The organism is Desulfomonilaceae bacterium (assembly GCA_041662605.1).
Taxonomy (GTDB): Bacteria; Desulfobacterota; Desulfomonilia; order Desulfomonilales; family Desulfomonilaceae; genus CAJBEZ01.
Genome location: JBAZSD010000019.1, coordinates 46796 through 63247 on the forward strand (window position 1 = coordinate 46796; position 16452 = coordinate 63247).

At 47.3% G+C, this 16452-nt stretch carries 15 protein-coding genes; 4 read left to right on the forward strand and 11 right to left on the reverse strand.

Annotated features, from left to right (window positions below; genetic code table 11):
- Nucleotide 1: 1 nt before the first annotated feature.
- Genes WC647_14285 through WC647_14305 form a run of 5 tightly spaced genes read right to left on the reverse strand, consistent with a single transcriptional unit; the run spans nucleotide 2 to nucleotide 4423 of the window.
- Nucleotides 2–790, reverse strand: coding sequence for a 4Fe-4S dicluster domain-containing protein (locus WC647_14285; GenBank protein MFA6223475.1), 789 nt, complete (start codon nucleotides 788–790; stop codon nucleotides 2–4).
- Nucleotides 790–1191 carry a sulfate reduction electron transfer complex DsrMKJOP subunit DsrJ gene (dsrJ, locus tag WC647_14290; GenBank protein MFA6223476.1) on the reverse strand — a complete coding sequence of 134 codons (402 nt, stop codon included), beginning with the start codon at nucleotides 1189–1191 and terminating at the stop codon, nucleotides 790–792. The genes WC647_14285 and dsrJ overlap by 1 nt, the downstream gene beginning before the upstream one ends.
- Nucleotide 1192: 1 nt before the next feature.
- The gene (locus tag WC647_14295; GenBank protein MFA6223477.1) at nucleotides 1193–2812 is read right to left on the reverse strand and encodes a (Fe-S)-binding protein; all 1620 of its coding nucleotides are present in this window, start codon (nucleotides 2810–2812) and stop codon (nucleotides 1193–1195) included.
- Between the two features lie 2 nt (nucleotides 2813–2814).
- Nucleotides 2815–3819 carry a sulfate reduction electron transfer complex DsrMKJOP subunit DsrM gene (gene dsrM / locus WC647_14300; protein MFA6223478.1) on the reverse strand — a complete coding sequence of 335 codons (1005 nt, stop codon included), beginning with the start codon at nucleotides 3817–3819 and terminating at the stop codon, nucleotides 2815–2817.
- Between the two features lie 49 nt (nucleotides 3820–3868).
- Complete coding sequence (locus WC647_14305; protein ID MFA6223479.1) at nucleotides 3869–4423, reverse strand: RsbRD N-terminal domain-containing protein; 555 nt, start codon at nucleotides 4421–4423, stop codon at nucleotides 3869–3871.
- A gap of 491 nt (nucleotides 4424–4914) precedes the next feature.
- Between WC647_14305 and WC647_14310 the strand changes: the two genes are divergently transcribed.
- Nucleotides 4915–5502, forward strand: a complete 588-nt coding sequence (locus tag WC647_14310) for a VOC family protein (protein MFA6223480.1) — start codon at nucleotides 4915–4917, stop codon at nucleotides 5500–5502.
- Here WC647_14310 and WC647_14315 read toward each other — a convergent pair.
- A complete protein-coding gene (locus WC647_14315) occupies nucleotides 5499–6644 on the reverse strand; it encodes a DUF362 domain-containing protein (protein MFA6223481.1) in 1146 nt (381 codons plus the stop codon). The genes WC647_14310 and WC647_14315 overlap by 4 nt on opposite strands.
- 430 nt (nucleotides 6645–7074) lie before the next feature.
- Here WC647_14315 and panC point away from each other — a divergent pair, with 430 nt between their 5' ends.
- Entirely contained in the window at nucleotides 7075–7920 is an 846-nt protein-coding gene (panC, locus tag WC647_14320; GenBank protein ID MFA6223482.1) for a pantoate--beta-alanine ligase, read from the forward strand.
- Nucleotides 7921–7936: 16 nt separating this feature from the next.
- On the forward strand, nucleotides 7937–8293 hold the full coding sequence (gene panD / locus WC647_14325) for an aspartate 1-decarboxylase (protein ID MFA6223483.1): 357 nt from the start codon (nucleotides 7937–7939) through the stop codon (nucleotides 8291–8293).
- A gap of 47 nt (nucleotides 8294–8340) precedes the next feature.
- On the opposite strand, the gene WC647_14330 is transcribed toward panD, so the two are convergent.
- Both WC647_14330 and purB read right to left on the reverse strand, forming a co-directional pair.
- Nucleotides 8341–9519 carry a hypothetical protein gene (locus tag WC647_14330; protein MFA6223484.1) on the reverse strand — a complete coding sequence of 393 codons (1179 nt, stop codon included), beginning with the start codon at nucleotides 9517–9519 and terminating at the stop codon, nucleotides 8341–8343.
- 158 nt (nucleotides 9520–9677) lie between these two features.
- Entirely contained in the window at nucleotides 9678–10973 is a 1296-nt protein-coding gene (gene purB, locus WC647_14335; GenBank protein ID MFA6223485.1) for an adenylosuccinate lyase, read from the reverse strand.
- A 278-nt stretch (nucleotides 10974–11251) separates the two neighbouring features.
- Between purB and WC647_14340 the strand changes: the two genes are divergently transcribed.
- On the forward strand, nucleotides 11252–11500 hold the full coding sequence (locus tag WC647_14340; protein ID MFA6223486.1) for a hypothetical protein: 249 nt from the start codon (nucleotides 11252–11254) through the stop codon (nucleotides 11498–11500).
- Between the two features lie 128 nt (nucleotides 11501–11628).
- On the opposite strand, the gene qmoC is transcribed toward WC647_14340, so the two are convergent.
- The 3 genes from qmoC to WC647_14355 are packed head-to-tail and all read right to left on the reverse strand — an operon-like array spanning nucleotide 11629 to nucleotide 16395.
- Nucleotides 11629–12828, reverse strand: coding sequence for a quinone-interacting membrane-bound oxidoreductase complex subunit QmoC (gene qmoC, locus WC647_14345; protein ID MFA6223487.1), 1200 nt, complete (start codon nucleotides 12826–12828; stop codon nucleotides 11629–11631).
- 11 nt (nucleotides 12829–12839) lie between these two features.
- Complete coding sequence (locus WC647_14350; protein MFA6223488.1) at nucleotides 12840–15125, reverse strand: hydrogenase iron-sulfur subunit; 2286 nt, start codon at nucleotides 15123–15125, stop codon at nucleotides 12840–12842.
- 4 nt (nucleotides 15126–15129) lie between these two features.
- Nucleotides 15130–16395: an FAD-dependent oxidoreductase gene (locus WC647_14355; GenBank protein ID MFA6223489.1), complete on the reverse strand. Its 1266-nt coding sequence runs from the start codon at nucleotides 16393–16395 to the stop codon at nucleotides 15130–15132.
- Between the last annotated feature and the right edge of the window lie 57 nt (nucleotides 16396–16452).

Here is a 16452-nt window from a genome sequence, read left to right on the forward strand (position 1 = left end):
CTCACAAAATATAATAAACCTGCGGACGTGTGCCTAAATGGGGTTTACGTTGAATTGACGGATGAGCTCGCAACAGTTCTCGAACTTCCGACTTAGAATCCTCCAAATCGCCAAAAACAAGCGCTTTTTCCTTACAGGCTTCAACGCAAGCCGGGATTTTACCGACAGCCAAACGCTCCGAGCAGAAATTACATTTCTCCACGACGCCTCTGCTTCGTGTCGGAAATTCCGGATTTTCCTTTTTTATGAAAGGCCTTGGATCCCGCCAGTTAAGGTTTCTTGCGCCGTATGGACAAGCCGCCATACAAAAACGACAACCGATGCAACGATGATAATCCATCTGCACGATTCCGTCTGGACGGCGGAAAGTGGCTTGGACCGGACAAACCCTAACGCATGGTGGATTATCGCAATGGTTGCAAAGGACCATAAACGGCAAACCTTTAAGACTGTCCTTCACAAAACCCTCGATGTAAGGATTTTCCTGTCCCGGAAAGGCATGTTCATAGGAAGTTTGCCAGATCCACTTAACCTCATCTTTAGGGTTACCAAAATCCGGAATGTTATGAGCATCGTTACACGCCTGCACACAATCCTTGCAGCCCTCCTTGGCGTTAAGGCATTTCTTTTGGTCCACAACCATGGCCCATCTCTTCCCATTAAGGGCCTTTGGGTCTCTTTCAAATTTTGGCTCTGCGTTTCCCGCTACAGCCTCAGCCACCGGCTTGGCGCCAAAACCCAGCACTGACAGACCGGCGACCTTCAAGAATGTTCTTCTTGTCTCGTCCATTAGTTAACGCTCCTTCCGGCCTGCTGCTCCTGTTCTTTCGGCGCTATGTGACAATCCCAACAATTCGGAGCCACATTCAAGTAGTTGTGGCAACGGTCACAAAACTTGGTCTTGCTTGAATGACACTTGGAGCAGGTGTTCTGGAGACTCATGTTGAATTCCTTACCAGAGGAATTCACATATATTCGCTTATCATTTCTCACCACCTCATCTCTCCACTGGTTCAAAAGCTCCATGTGGTTGGCCTGCATGAAAGCCTTTGATTCCACACATTGCTTCTCCTTCGTGCCAACCTCCAGTTTTGGTGGGGTAGAGGCCTTGCCGAAATTGTACCAGAAAGGCGATGTAATCAGGGCGAGAAATATAACGATTCCGATTAAGATTTTTCCAGCGTTATACATTCTACTCGTCCTCCTCTTCGTCCCCAAAGGGTTCGCCTCGCAAATCGAGAGTTCGCTCGTTCTCACCCTTCATAACCAATGCGTTGGCCAGAAGTTCATGAATTCCACCAACCGACACATCCGGCGCCCAGTAATGAGTCATGGCGGTCAGAGTAGCGCGATCAATTGCGCACATGCACAAAAGGTGGTTTACATCATACTTGTCTCTAACGTGCCGTAAGGCGCTGGCCCGAGGGAAGGCCCCTCGCATACGCATGTCAATGTTCTCGTCGTTTCCCAGGCCTGCGCCGCCACCACAGCAGAAGGTCTGCTCCCTGATGGTGTTTTCGGGCATTTCATGGAAATTGTTCATTACATTCCGAATGACGTATCTAGGCTCTTCAAGGAGTCCGGCCGCACGAGCCGGGTTGCATGAATCATGATATGTCGCTATGAATTTATCGTTACGACTTGGGTCGAGCTTTAGCTTGCCATTCTTAATCAGGTCCGAACTAAACTCTGTTATGTGGACCATTTTGGTCTGCTTGGCGTTTTCGAATTTGGTTCCTGTGATGGGTGAAACGGGTTCTTCGAGGAAATCAGCGGGCCCGTTCATGGTCTCCATGTACTGGTGCATAACTCGCCACATGTGCCCGCATTCACCACCGATAATCCATTTGACCCCAAGTCTCTTGGCTTCTGCGTAGATCTTTGCGTTAAGGCGTTTGATCATCTCGTGTGAAGTAAACAGGCCAAAATTTCCACCTTCGGACGCATAAGTGCTCCACGTGTAATCAAGTCCAAGCTCATGGAACAGCATCATGTATCCCATACACGTGTAAGTCCCAGGATCTGCGAAGTAGTCGCCTGAAGGGGTTACGAAAAGTATCTCGGCTCCCTTTTTATTAATGGGCAGGTCTATTTTAACTCCTGTAATGTCCTCGATGTCATCCGTCATGAACTGCCACATGTCCACTAGCCCGTGGGGTGGTATGCCCAAGTGATTCCCCGTGCGATAGCAGTTCGCTACAGGCTCTATTACCCAGTTAATGTTCAAACCGACAAGATTGAGCAATTCCCTGCCGATCATTGTAACTTCCGCCGTATCGATGCCATAAGGGCAAAAAACTGAGCATCGCCTGCATTCGGTGCACTGGAAAAAGTAATAGAACCACTCTTTTAAAACATCGACAGTGAGCTTCCTGGCGCCTCCAAGACGACCAAGCATCTTTCCGAGTAATGTGAAATCATTACGATACACGCTCCGGATAAGTTCGGCTCGAAGGACCGGCATGTTCTTTGGGTCACCCGATCCGATAAAAAAATGGCACTTGTCAGCGCATGCTCCGCACCGAACACAGATGTCCATGAAGAGTCTGAACGATCGGTATTTCTCTAACCGTTCCTTGAATCCCTTCATTATTATCTCATGCCAGTTTTCCGGCAACTTCCAATCTTCATCAGCGGGAGACCACTGACGCGGGTTGGCCATTCCCAGTATTTTAAGATTTTTCCCTGCAGCGGGGTAACTGTATGTGCCGTCCCTGAACACAGTGGGGGTATCCATCCAACCTTTTTCGGGTGGTTTGTTCAGGTCTATATTCATCAAGTCCTGAGGTTTGGGTAAATCGTGTAGCTCCATGGTTACTCCTTATCCACCGGGATGCCGACTTCTTTCATCTTTTCCCTGAAATCATCCTCGTATTCTTCATAAGTATGGACCTTAACTGGATAATTCCACGGATTCACGTAGCGTTCACTTCGGTTAACATTCGCGAGGTTTCGCGTGGGGCTCAGGAAAACTCCCCCAGCGTGCATCAATTTCGAGAATGGAAAATAAGCGATTAGAACGCTTACGAGAAATAGATGAACATAAAAAATTGGGTGAATCCCCGGTTGCGCAACCGGGTGCAGTGTGAAAAGGCCCAATGCCAGTGTCTTGACGCCCAGCAGGTCGACTTTATAGACATTCCTCATCAATACCCCGGAGACTCCAATACCAAGTATCAGAAACAACGCAAAATAATCTGCCGGCAATGAGATGTAACGAACTTGAGGCAGCGTGACCCTTCTTAAGAACAGCATTGTGACAGCCCCCAAGAAAAGGAGATCACTGATAAACACTGTAGGGACCATGATCTGAAAAAAGCCGTCTACTGACGTTATAGCCTCAACAAATGAGGGAATCGGCTCCATGAAGAATCTGAAATGACGGAGCAAAATTATGAGGAACGAATAGTGAAAGAGGATTCCGAACAGCCACAACCACTTGGCGGAAGCGTAAGTGACCTTCGGCCCTTGTCTCAACTCTGCCTTAGTGTTCCTGAAAAGAGACCTGAACAAAAAGACTTCAAGAAACATCCTGCCGATAACGCCCCACGTGTTGTAGGGACAATCCAGATTATCGGCTTTTATCCAGGGCAAGGACTTGCCTTGTCCACATGTTGTTGGAATACGAAATGGGACTGGGATTCGAGCCCAATCCACAATTCGGTAAACAACCCCGATAACAAATATGGCCAACGCTATGTAAGGGATGATAACTCCAAACAATGAGTCAAGGCCTATGGCCCCTACTCCGAACCAAGAGATCACCACCAGCGCCGCTACCGCTATCAGGGCCGAAACCAAAGAAAACAATGCGTTCATTCGACCACCTCGATTAACTTAACACTGTTTTATGAACCACTAAGGGACACTACCAATCGTGAGGCGCCCCGTATTTCATACACGCTCTTTCCAGGATTCGGGATGACCGATTCCTGATTTCCATGGCCCGTATTTCAAAAAGTTTCTCACGGCATTTCATGTAAATGTCAAAAGCTGTCAAGGCCAGAGAATCTATCCTCGAATATATAATTACAAGTTCATCAAAAAGGTTTGTGTCTCTTATCATCTTTTGCGGAATCTTTTCTTTGATGATTTTTCTGAGAAGAAATAGAAAACCTACCGCATCGGACGCCGAGAACTGCTGAACAGCGCGAATCCTAACGATGTCGTCCAAACGTCGGACCAACTCCGGGGGATAATCTGAATTTGACCCAATTACCCAGTCAAAAAGGGTTTCTGAGCCGTCAGCTATAGCCGCCCCCACGGGGTTAGCGAACTGGTTCTTTTGATTTTTCATGAACGAACCGGCTTCAGGCGGGTACGTATCAATTGTAAGATCAGCCCATCGTTTAACTATGTCTTTTTTGTTTTCTGAAAGAATGTCTCTTAACATCAGTCCTTGCGCTCTCCCTGATACAGGCATTGAACACTACCCTGAGAACCTCCGGCGAACTCAATCAGGCGGACTGTTGATTAGATCTGCCTGATCAAATTTTATAAGGGTAACTGAAAGATCCTGCACGAAGGCGCTTTCTATTCTTTCAGCCGGGACGGTTTGTACCTTCTTAGCCTACCGTTAAGCTGAACAATTTCGAGTCATTCCTGACTTCGGATGTCGGCGGCCGCGAATTTTAGTGTTCTTTTAAACACTTGGCTTACAGCCCTGGTTTGGGTCAGCCACGTTCAAGGTAAGAATTTTAAGGTTCTACGCGTACACTTTCTAGGCTAAAAAGTCAAGTTTTTTGCCGTGTCTTTTTGCAACAGACCTTGACTTCTCGTGTCTAGAGAATTATGCAACCTATCTCTTTTTGAAGATTTATTGCAAGGCAGTAATTTAAAAAGAGAGCTAAAAGGTGTTCCCAAAAAATTGGTATCCTATTCCGGACTCAAATGCGCTTCAAAGGAGAATTGCCCATGATAAAGTTCAATGGAATAAATCACCTAGCCATGGTCACATCAGACATGGATAAAACAATCCGTTACTGGAGAGATCTTCTTGGATTCCGGCTGGTCGCCGGCCTGGGCGCGCCCGGTTACAGGCACTATTTTTTTGAAATATCGCCTACCGACCTTATCGCGTTTTTCGAGTGGGACGGGGCCGAACCAGGCATAGAAAAAGATCATGGCGCCCCTGTAAAGGGACCTATCATGTTTGATCATGTCTCTTTCGGAGTTGAAAACATAGAGGATTTGTGGGAGCTGCGCGACAAATTATCGGCAGCGGACTTTTGGGTTTCCGAAATGGTTGATCACGGCTTTATTTACTCAATCTATTCTTTTGACCCTAACAATATACCGGTTGAGTTCAGTTTTTCCATCAGGGGAAATGAAATACGACAACACCCCACAATGGTCGACAAAAAACCATCTGCGATTACTTTGGAAGGAGCGGAGGCGCAGACTGGCAAATGGCCGGATCCTACCCAGTCCAGTGACGATGATAGAAGAATTTATCCAGGAGCCGGGTCGGAGCTGTATCACGGTATCAAGAAAAATTCCTAACGGCTGATTCGGGAGAGAAGTCTTCCCAGATAGGGTTCCAGAATGTCTACTGCGTTGTTCCCACAAAGTTCGTGACAGCAAAAACAGGAGATACATATTCGTCGGTCTATTTTGGCGGTTCCGTTTCTGACAGAGATTGCGCTCGGGGGACAATGACTTACGCAAACACCGCAATTCTTGCATATCAACGGATTTATCGAAGGTTTAGTAATAATATGGTTCTCGAGAAATCTTCTGACTGGATTCCAATATGACAGATTCCAGGCCATTGACATTGCCTTTGGACGTTTAAAATCATTCAAGGGAAATGAACTGAGATCGGCGCCTATAATTTCGACCTTTGCCAGGTCAGCCACGCCCAGTCCCATTTCCTGACCGACTATGCATGTTCGTAACGCGTTGATGGGGAAACCGACGAGAAAAGCGATGACCGCGTCCAGGGCCACAGCGTCCTTGCCGGCCGCCACTATGCCAACAAATCTGGGTTTCCCACTATTGGGGCCGTTTCCTTCCATGCCCAGGATCCCATCGACTATGGAAACGGCCGGCCGTATCTGTTCAAGGATCTGCACGAGGACGGTGGCAAAATCATCGGTGTTCTTTCCAGCTCTCAGGTGCCACGAAGCCTTGTCGGTTCCCAGGACAGTCCCGAAAAGATTCTTCACAGCCAGAGTCAACCCCATCTGTGTGTGGGTCTTGAGCTTCGGCAGATTTATGATACGGTCAAATTCGAAAACTTCCGCAGCTAGATCAAGGCGTCGAAACAGCCGCCCATCTGAACACTCGATACTGCGTTTCCGCACGAAAGGGCAAGGTTCAACGTTGAGAGTAGCCATGAAATCCGTGTAACCGGATTTTCCCAAAACGCGCCCAAGATTTCCTAGTGGTGGACTGTCCCCTATGAAAACCTTTGCTCCGTAATCTATAGCGAGTGACGCCACTGCTTGCGCAAAAACCGGATGCGTAACTACGGCTTTCTCGGGATCGGCTGACATGAGAAGATTGGGCTTGAGCAGAACCTTGTCGGACCGGGAAACAATTGATTCAAAGCCTCCCACATCATCGACACTCGCATTAATAATTCTTTTCAGCCCCTCGAGTTCGTAATCAGGCGCCTTTCTGACACTCACCAACGATTTCATAGTCCGCGTCTAAAGCCTCTCTGTTCATTTGTCTGAGAAGGAGGTCACATTAAGGTCTCATACATGACCTGTTTTTTTCAGAACCTGTTCAAAGTTAACAGATCCAGCTCCAATTTCATATTCTCGGTTGTTACCTTTGCATCCGTATTCGAACAACCGGTTTCTTCACAAAGAGTTCACGGAATTGTGAGATCAGGAAATTGCTAAAAACTGGGACTAATATGCCTATTGAAGATCGATTTCAGCTTGACCTCCGGAGCAATCTCGTTATACTAAGTTTGAGTGATCTGGAGTTCCTGTTTGGAACCCGGAACAAATGAACATAGTCGTAAACAATTAAATCCGCTTGGATCCACAAGACCGGGACGGAAGGATATATGTAGTAGCGCTGTAGGCCTTCCCTCGGGAAGGCTTTTTTTATTGATGTAACATGAAAACAATTACTTCTGTTCGTCAAATGAATGAATGGGCAAGAGAACAGACTCTTGATCGTAAGAACATCGGCTTTGTTCCAACCATGGGGTATTTGCACGACGGACATTTGAGTCTAGTCACTAAGGCGCGTTCAGAAAATGACCTGGTCGCTGTAAGTATCTTTGTGAATCCGACGCAGTTTGGCAAAAACGAGGACTTCAGCGCTTATCCTCGCGATGCGGCAGGAGACACCTCAAAACTTGAAAATGGAGGCGTCGACGTATTGTTCATGCCCGAGGTTTCAGACCTCTATGGAGAGAGTTATGAAACTTACGTCGAATTGGAAAAAACGTCTCTTCCATTGTGCGGCAAGTCTCGTCCTGGCCATTTCAGGGGCGTAGCGACTGTTGTCCTTAAACTACTCAATATAGCGCTTCCTACTAGGGCTTATTTTGGCAGTAAAGATTACCAGCAACTTCAAGTCATCAAGAAGATGGTTCGCGATCTGAATGTCAACACAAGCATAGTAGGCTGCCCAACTTTTCGGGAAGCGGACGGACTTGCGATGAGTTCCAGAAACTCTTATTTGTCCTTGTCTCAGAGAAGACAGGCAGTTTGCCTTTTTGCGGCTTTGATGATCGCCAATAGATTGTTCAGCGCCCGTGAACCTGATCCCAGAGCATACATCGAAGCGATGAAGGAAAGAATTTTAGCCGAACCGGACGCTGATCCGGATTACATAAGCCTGACTGATCCTAAAACGCTTGGGGATTTGACCCGAGTAGTAGATACGGCCCTGGCAGTGCTGGCGGTGAGAATCGGTAAGACCAGATTGATAGACAACATGTTACTCCACGAATGAATCTTGGAGAGTTCAGATGCAAAGAACCATGCTCAAATCGAAGATACACAGAGCTACTGTCACTGGCGCATGTGTTGATTATGAAGGTAGTGTAACCATAGATTCCAGACTCCTCGAGGCGTCGGACATCATTGAATATGAACAGGTCCATATTTACAACGTATCGAATGGAGAGCGCTTCGCTACATATGTTATCAGAGGAGAACCGGATTCTGGAGTTATCTGCCTAAATGGGGCCGCTGCGCGCAAGGTCTCGGTGCGGGATTTAGTAATAATCTGCTCATATGTGAGTCTGGACGATACTGAATGTGGCAATCACAAAGCCAGGAATGTATTTGTGGATAAAGACAACAGGATCAATAGAATGCACTGATTTTGGGATGGCCTCTATCTCGTTTATCTCAGATCCTAAACCTGAGTCTATAACGCTCTTCTTTTTTCAGTCGGCTTTGGTTTGGCCCCATCCGTGTGTTGCTGTCCCGTGGGGCCTGCCACCAGAAGTTCCTTTTTCTCAAAGCCCCGCTGAAAAACTATTTTTCCGTCGTCACCATAAAGAAGAATGGATACTCTTGCCAGGCCGGCCCCAGCTCTAATGTCGCCGTATGGAAGCTCTACCCGAGAATTATACTTGAAAGATATGTTTTCCCCCTCCCTGAAATTGGAAGGCAGATCTCCTTCTCCAAGATGGGTTTTGTCGGGATATACATAGATCTTTGTCTCTCCCCTTTTGTCCCGCATCTCCACAAAAACGAAAAGATAACCCGAAAAAAGTATGTCCGAATGATCCTTAATCAGACGGAAACTTAGTGTGCCACTGTTAACGTTCGTCGGTTTGACCGTAACATCCTGGGCGTTAAAATTGATGATGCGGCCATTCGACAAATCCTGAGTCGGCATAGCGGATTGACGCCCCGTTGACACCCCAGCGGCGCCGGTATTTAACGACGCTGAAGCGCTCGAGCTTTGAGTTGTGTGTGTCTGCTGAGATTTGCCGAGACTCGCAGAAAGGGCGCCTTCCAGTTTTTCGGATGACTGAACGAGGGCGCCGGCGTTGTCAGACTGGGAATCCTGATGGGAAGTGTCCGAATCGGCTGAAGAATCGCTGTCACCCAAGGATCCGCTTTGTTGAGTAGCAGCCCCTGAACCGGCGGAGGATGAATAGGCCTGCGACTGACGGTCCGCAGCTCCCGTTGAATCTTGACTTTGAGATGGCATGACGGCCAAATCTACGATTCCTTTGGTATATCCGTCCGCCATTATATAACCGAATCCGAATAGGCCTTTCAGCGCTGAATAAACACCAAAGACGGCCAGGAAAACGATGATCACCGTTCCGACAACCCCCAAACGGAATTTCTTTCCAGTAAGGTCATACTGAGTAGGTCCTCGACGTTCATTAATTAAGACTACCGAAAACCCAGGGGTTGCTTTAGGTTTATGTGAGGGAATCAAAGGCATATCCTTGAGAGGGTCTGTAAGCTTACGACGGGATTTGGAACCCTTGATTCTTTCGACGACCCCGGACCATAAATTTGTAATCTTCATCGCGGTGAATGTATCCTTGAAAGGATTAAGCCAACTTACGGATAATCTCGTCATTTTCCCTCTTAGTCACCAAAAGTGTAAAAAGTCTTGGACCGTCTATAAATATTAAATCCCTATATTGCTAGTTTTAGGAAATGAATTGTAATTGATTCTCCTAAACCTATATTTTCCATTATACATTTTAGCGAAAGTGTCAAGATTCTTTTGCAAATTTATGAATTAAATACGCGATTAAATGTCTCGTCCACCCATCTTAGCGAATGATTAATGTCGAAAGCTGATACGATTTCGTCCTTAGTTAGAATTTTCAGGAGTTCTGCATCCTCAAGCAGAACATCCTTGAAGTTCAAGCCTTTCTCCCACGCTCGCATAGCGTTTCTCTGCGTCAAAAGGTACGCGCGTTCCCGGGTCAACCCCTTATCTACAAGTTTGATGAGTATTGATTCTGAGAATATAAGTCCCCTGCTTGAATCGAGGTTACGGATCATACGATCTTCAAAGACTCTCATGTTCTTGATAACCGAGGTCATTCGGTTCAGCATGAAATCCACAAGTATGGTAGCGTCGGGACAGATTATTCTCTCAACCGACGAATGTGATATATCGCGTTCATGCCATAATGGGATATTCTCCATGGCCGACAATGCATAACCACGAACCAGTCTAGCCAATCCACACAGGTTTTCAGTGAGCACCGGGTTCCTCTTATGAGGCATGGCTGATGATCCTTTTTGTCCTGGGTGGAAAAATTCCTCTACCTCACTCACTTCAGATCTCTGTAGGTGGCGGATTTCCATCGCAAGTTTTTCTATACTTGATGCAATCAACGCGAGCGCTACGAAATATTCCGCGTGTCGATCCCGTTGAATAATCTGGTTAGACACGGGAGCTGCCGCTAATCCGAGGCCGGCTAGAATTTCTTCTTCCATTTCCGGAGAAAGATGCGCGTAGGTTCCTACCGCCCCTGAAATCTTGCCTACTGAGATTGTTTGCAGAGCGGCGTCCCAACGTTTGAGGTTTCGGTCCATTTCCGAATAAAATATCGCTAACTTCAGTCCGAAAGTACTCGGTTCAGCATGGATTCCATGTGACCTTCCCACTATCAGCGTCTTCTTGGTTTCAAAAGCTCGCTTCTTGAGCGCCTCCATGAGATCAACTATGTCATTTCTTATCAGTATTCCGGCCTGTTTCATCAGCAAAGACAGAGCGGTGTCCACAACATCATAGGAAGTCAACCCCCTGTGGATAAACCTGGAATCCTCGCCGACAAATTCCGCTACTGATGTCGTAAAGGCTATGACATCGTGGCGAGTGGTCTTTTCTATTTCATCTATTCTGTCAACATTGAAGGAGGCCTTTTCGCGTATACGGGTCATGCATGCTGCAGGGATCAATCCCCGTTTAGCCCATGCTTCGCATACTGCAAGTTCAATGTCCAACCACTTCTGAAAACGATTCTCCGGTTTCCAGATGTCCTGCATTTGTTTACGTGAATATCTACTGATCAAAACGGATATCCTTTCTTTTTCAAACTGATCTCTATGATCATAAGTTGTTCAGACTATTCAATCGGTCGTTACAAGTACCCTACAACGACCCCGGTGGAGACTATCATTTTTATGTCACACAGGCTAGATCAAAGTAAACCGTCGATAGTCAAGCGTCAGATGAACCTCCGAATCTCAGTCGGCGTCATCCAGCCTTGATTTTGAGTTAATACTTGCGAAATTCACGTGTCATTATTATTAAATCTATTAGGATGCTTGTTGAGGAGGAGATTTACAAAATGGCTTCCAATACGGGAAAGAGAGTTCACAAAGCTCAACAGATGGTTAGGGAGTTGGAAAGAACCACACCCTACATGATAGAAGGGCTTTATGGCAACTTTCTAAGGCGATTCATGGACTGTGAGAGATCGAGATGGACCAACGATCTCTCTATATATTTAGGTAATTTTGACGGTGACTGTCAGGAATTTGGATTCGAGGTCGCTGACCTCCTTTGGGAGCGCTTCGAAAGAAGGATTTCCTGTTAAACATACCTGGCTGGTTTGCTGTCGCAGTCGGTCATTTTCATAGGTAATCCTGCCAACAAGAAGGGCGAACGCTAAAGATCGTTCGCCCTTCTTTTGTGAACTAAATTACAGGTCTAAAGACGAGATTGTTACGCTTCCATAGAAGGCGCATTCACACACTTTGGCTGCGTTGGCAACATAATGTTGCGACCCGCTGACTTTGCCCATGTAATTGCTACTGTTCTATATCCGAGGTGCGCGAACTTGGAAAACGGAAGATACAATAGCAGACTAAGCACAAACACAAGGTGTATGGCGTACAAAACGTAGGCTCCTCCAACCATGCCCGCCAGTCTGACAATTTCAGTCAGCACCCCTGTAACGCCTGTTACGCAGATGATCAGGAGAAAAAACCAGTCAAAATAGGAACTTCCTCCAGCCTGGTCCGGAACATTCAATCTTCGAAACAACATGATTCCTAGCCCAATCACAAACGCAATAGCGCTGACGTTGCCGAGGATCTTTATCGGGATCGTGCCGGGACCGTTCTGGGAGGGCGGTAGCAGTCCCAGGATGTCGACGTTGAATGCGACTATCGTAGTAGTCACCAGCAATCCTATCATACCCCAAAAAGTCAACAAATGGGCGGAATAACGAATGTTGTTCGCTTCACATTCCTTAAACGTGGTGTGTGGCAAGATTTCCGACAGGGCTTCCAAAAGACTTGGGATAAAACCCTTTCTCGCGGACCCTACCGGAATAGGATTGTTAGTTTCCAGACTAGTCCAGTATGATTTAAGGCTCATGACAAGTGAAACCACGGAAAAAACTAGGGCAGCCGTAAATATGACCTGAACTAGAGGCAAATAGATGAAACCATCCTTTGGGCTCAAATGGTGTGCCGAGTATTTTACTGCGCCTTCTGGAAACGAGAAACCGCTTATCAACAAGATCAACAGTACAACAACCGCTGGGATTCCCAGAGCAAGCACGAACATGGAAGATTCACCAACCAGTTTTCCGAAAAAAGCAGGCTTCGCGTTATTCTGAATCACCATCTTTCGCACTGCCTTTAGGGCGTCACCAGGATTGGCGCCGCGTGGGCACATGGTTGAGCAGTCATTACACTGATGGCACAACCAGATGTCGGGATCATTGAGTAGCTTATCCTTTAGACCCCATTGAGCCCAGATCATTTCTTTTCGTGGAAATGGGTTGTTGTCGGGAGCAACCTTGCACGCCACTGAGCACGTCGCGCACTGGTAACACTTCTTGAGATCGCCTCCGCCCGCTGCAATGAGATCCTTAGTAAACTGAAGATCAGGTTCAGCGACTATGTCTTTCGCCATTATGAACCTCCTTAGAAGCCTTTGTATGGATTGGGGTCAAATCCAGAGAGTGTTTCCATAAAATCATCAATCAGCTTCGGCACTGTCGAGTACTCATCAATAGCAAGCTGATGCACCCGGATCCTATCTGATTCTAGAACCAATCTTTGCAACGTTTCGCTGATTTTACTCATTCGATACTCGGCCAGTTCACTCCCTTTAACAAAGTGACACTGGTAGTCGTCGCCATATTTGCAGCCAATAAGCATAATCCCGTCGATTCCTTTGGAAAGCGCGTCCGCAATCCATACCATGTTGATGTTCCCCAGGCACCGCAACGGGATGAAACGAACATACGAACTGTACGTAAGCCGATTGATGCCCGCCATGTCTATGGCCGGCAAAGCGTCATTTTCGCAAATAAACACGAGTACCCTGGGTTTCTCAGCATATTCGTCCGGAACGTCGATTGATTTTACCATCGAGCCAATCATGTCCACTGAATGATCTCTAAATGAGATGATTCGCTCAGGACATGACCCCATACATATAGCGCAACGCCTACATCTTGAAGGATTCGGCAATGGCGTGCCATCCGGTTTCTCGTCGTAAGCTCCGAATGGGCACTCCTCTGTGCAGCGCTTGCATTGGGTGCATCTTTGAGTAAAGATCTGCGGGAATGATTCATCACCCGCCCTAGGATGAACAGCTTTTCCTTGAGAAACCAATTCGGCGCATTGAATAGCCTTCAAAGCGGCTCCCATAGCGTCTGTCTCACAACTCAGGATGTCCTGCGGACCTTTTACGCAGCCGGCCGTATAAATACCTGTCCTCTGGGTTTCATAAGGAAAGCATATGAAATGAGAATCGTTGAATCCATATGGATTTTCCGGTAGGAACGGGCCTTGACGATATTTCAGGTTCAATACAGCCGAGTCCTTGGTTACTGGTACCATACCAGTCGAAAGCACAACCAGGTCCGCCTTTACTTTAAGGGTTTCTCCAAGGAGGGTATCCTTGAGTTCAACAGTCAATGATGAGCCGCCATTGGTTACCGCTACGGGTGTCCCCTTGGACATGAAAACTCCAGGATCATCCTGCAGGGATCGATAGAATTTCTCGTACTGCCCGGGAGCCCTCATGTTTTCATAGAAAATGTAAGCCTTGCCGTTTGGATTCGACTTTCTGAGATAGTGGGCCTGTTTAAGGGCTACCAATGAGCCGACCGCCGAATTATACAACCACGGATGCTCAATCTGAGCGTCAACCATTTCCACAAATGCGATCGTGTTGACTTGTTTGCCGTCTGAAGGTCTGACCAGTTTTCCTCTTGCCGCCAGTTCTTCCATCTGAATGTTGGTGATGACATCCGGATAGGCGCCATAACCAAATTTTTCCAATCCTGACGGTTCCTGAGGCCGCCATCCTGCCGCTAGAACAACTGAGCCCACAGCCACTTGTTGATGATCAAAGTCCAAGGTCTCAGGAACCGGAGGAAGTTTGGCGGCCTCTTCCTGCGATGTTTGGGCGGGTTCTGGCTCTTCGGTCCCTTTGCTTTCCCTGGCCTTTTTTTCAGCAAGCCATCGGTTCTGGGTCGCATCCAGTTCTTCAATCCATGGCCCATCTGGTCTTATTATCACATCAAACATACCAGGAGCGCCGGAGATGCTAAAAACTCTCGATCCAAGGAAGACCTTAATCTTGTCGTTACTCTCGACGGCCTTAATTTTCTCCGGGGCCGGCGAGTCAACTAGCTGGTCATAAGGAGGCCTCCCAGTAAATACCTTTGAAAATTTGTTGAGCCATCCTCCGAGCTTTGGCTCCTTTTCAACAAGATACACTTGGTAGCCCGCATTTGCTGCTCCCAAAGAGGCTGTAAGACCCGTTATGCCTCCACCTATTACCAAAACGCTCTTTTCCTGAGGTTCAGTAAAAGAAGGCCTGTCTTCATATTTACTGGTTTTAGTTATCCCCATTCGCATGTAATCTTCGGCAAGCATCTGTGTATCTTCATCATTCGCAGGGTGACACCAGACTACATGTTCTCTTAAGTTTATCCGCTCAGTAATGATGTTTTCGAAGGTAAATTCTTTTTGAAAAACCCTTGAGGACGGCCCTGCAATAATAACAGCGGTCAGTCCTTCTGTGGCGATATCGTTCCGGATGATCGCGAGTTTTTCAGGATCGCTCCAATAGGAATCCGCCCTACATACAGTGGCTTTGAATTCAGAAGTGGCGACGGAGGATAGGGCTTCTATGTCCAAGGCTTCGCCGATCCCATAACCAGTGTCGATATATACTCCAATTTTGTGGTCCATGGACTTACCTCCCCACCGTATCCTGAAGCGCTTTCAGGGCTGCCCCGGTCGAATCTTGCAGACAAGTTCCTACATCCATAGGTCTTTTTGAAACTCCTGCAGCGTGAATTCCCACATCCGAAACGAGGAAGCCGTATTCGTCGTATTCCACCCCAGAAGCGGGAACCTTTTCCAGGCTAGTAGTCGGTTGCATGCCAGTGGCAAGAACCACCATATCGAATGTTCGTCGGATTCTGGACCCTGAAACTATGTCTTCACCTTCGACAATCACATCTCTGGTAACAGGATCTTCATATATGTTGACTATCTTGCCTTTGGTCAGATGAATCTTTTCGTCATTACGAACTCTGTCGAAAAAGAATTCAAAACGTCCGTAAGCCCTTAGGTCTATATAAAAGATGTGAGCCTCTGCGTCCGGATTATAATCTCTCAGATATGTGGCCTGTTTCAAAGATGCCAGGCAACAAATCGACGAGCAGTACGGCAGATGGTTTTCGTCTCTCGACCCTGCGCATTGCACAAAAGCCAAATTGTAAACCTTCTTCCCATCGGACGGCCTGACAATTTCGCCGCACGTCGGGCCGTTCATAGCCGCGAGGCGTTCCATCATCACATTCGTGATTACATTTGGATATTTTCCGAATCCAAGCTTGTCAAGTTTCGTAGCGTCGTAAGGAACCCAGCCGGTCGCCCAGACAATTGACGAAGCCTCAACCTTTATGGTTTCCGGCTGCGCTTCCAGATCCAATTTCATCCCTTTGGCTTCCAAGGATTCAACAAAACTGTTAAAATCAGCGGATCCTCTAATTTTCTTCAATGCTTCGACATCCGCCACCAAATGCATGGGATAGGCCATCTCGTAAGGTAAGCGAACCGCCTTGGTCAAGTCCATCCCATAATTAAATTCGTTGGGAATATCAACTGGGCAATCCTCGACACATTTCGAGGTTCCGGATCGATCTTCGACATATCTCGGCATGATCTTGACAGTGGCAGTGTAAGCGCCTTTGCCCCCACTGACACTTTCAACGCTAGCAAGTGTGTAAACGGTAATGTCCGGGTTTTTCTTGATTCTCTTGAAATTGATCTCTAGGCCGCACGTGGGAGGACAAAGCTTCGGAAAGTACTTGTTCATCCGGGCTACTCGACCCCCGAGATAGGGCAGTCTTTCAACCAGGATCACCTTACAACCCGCCTCCGCGGCTTCCACCGCAGCCGTGATTCCACTTATACCGCCCCCTACGACCAAAACGGTCTTGTCTCCAGCCATGCTTCCTCCCAATAAAAAGTTTATGAGGGAGCCTTGGCTCCCTCAGTCTGCTTCCTC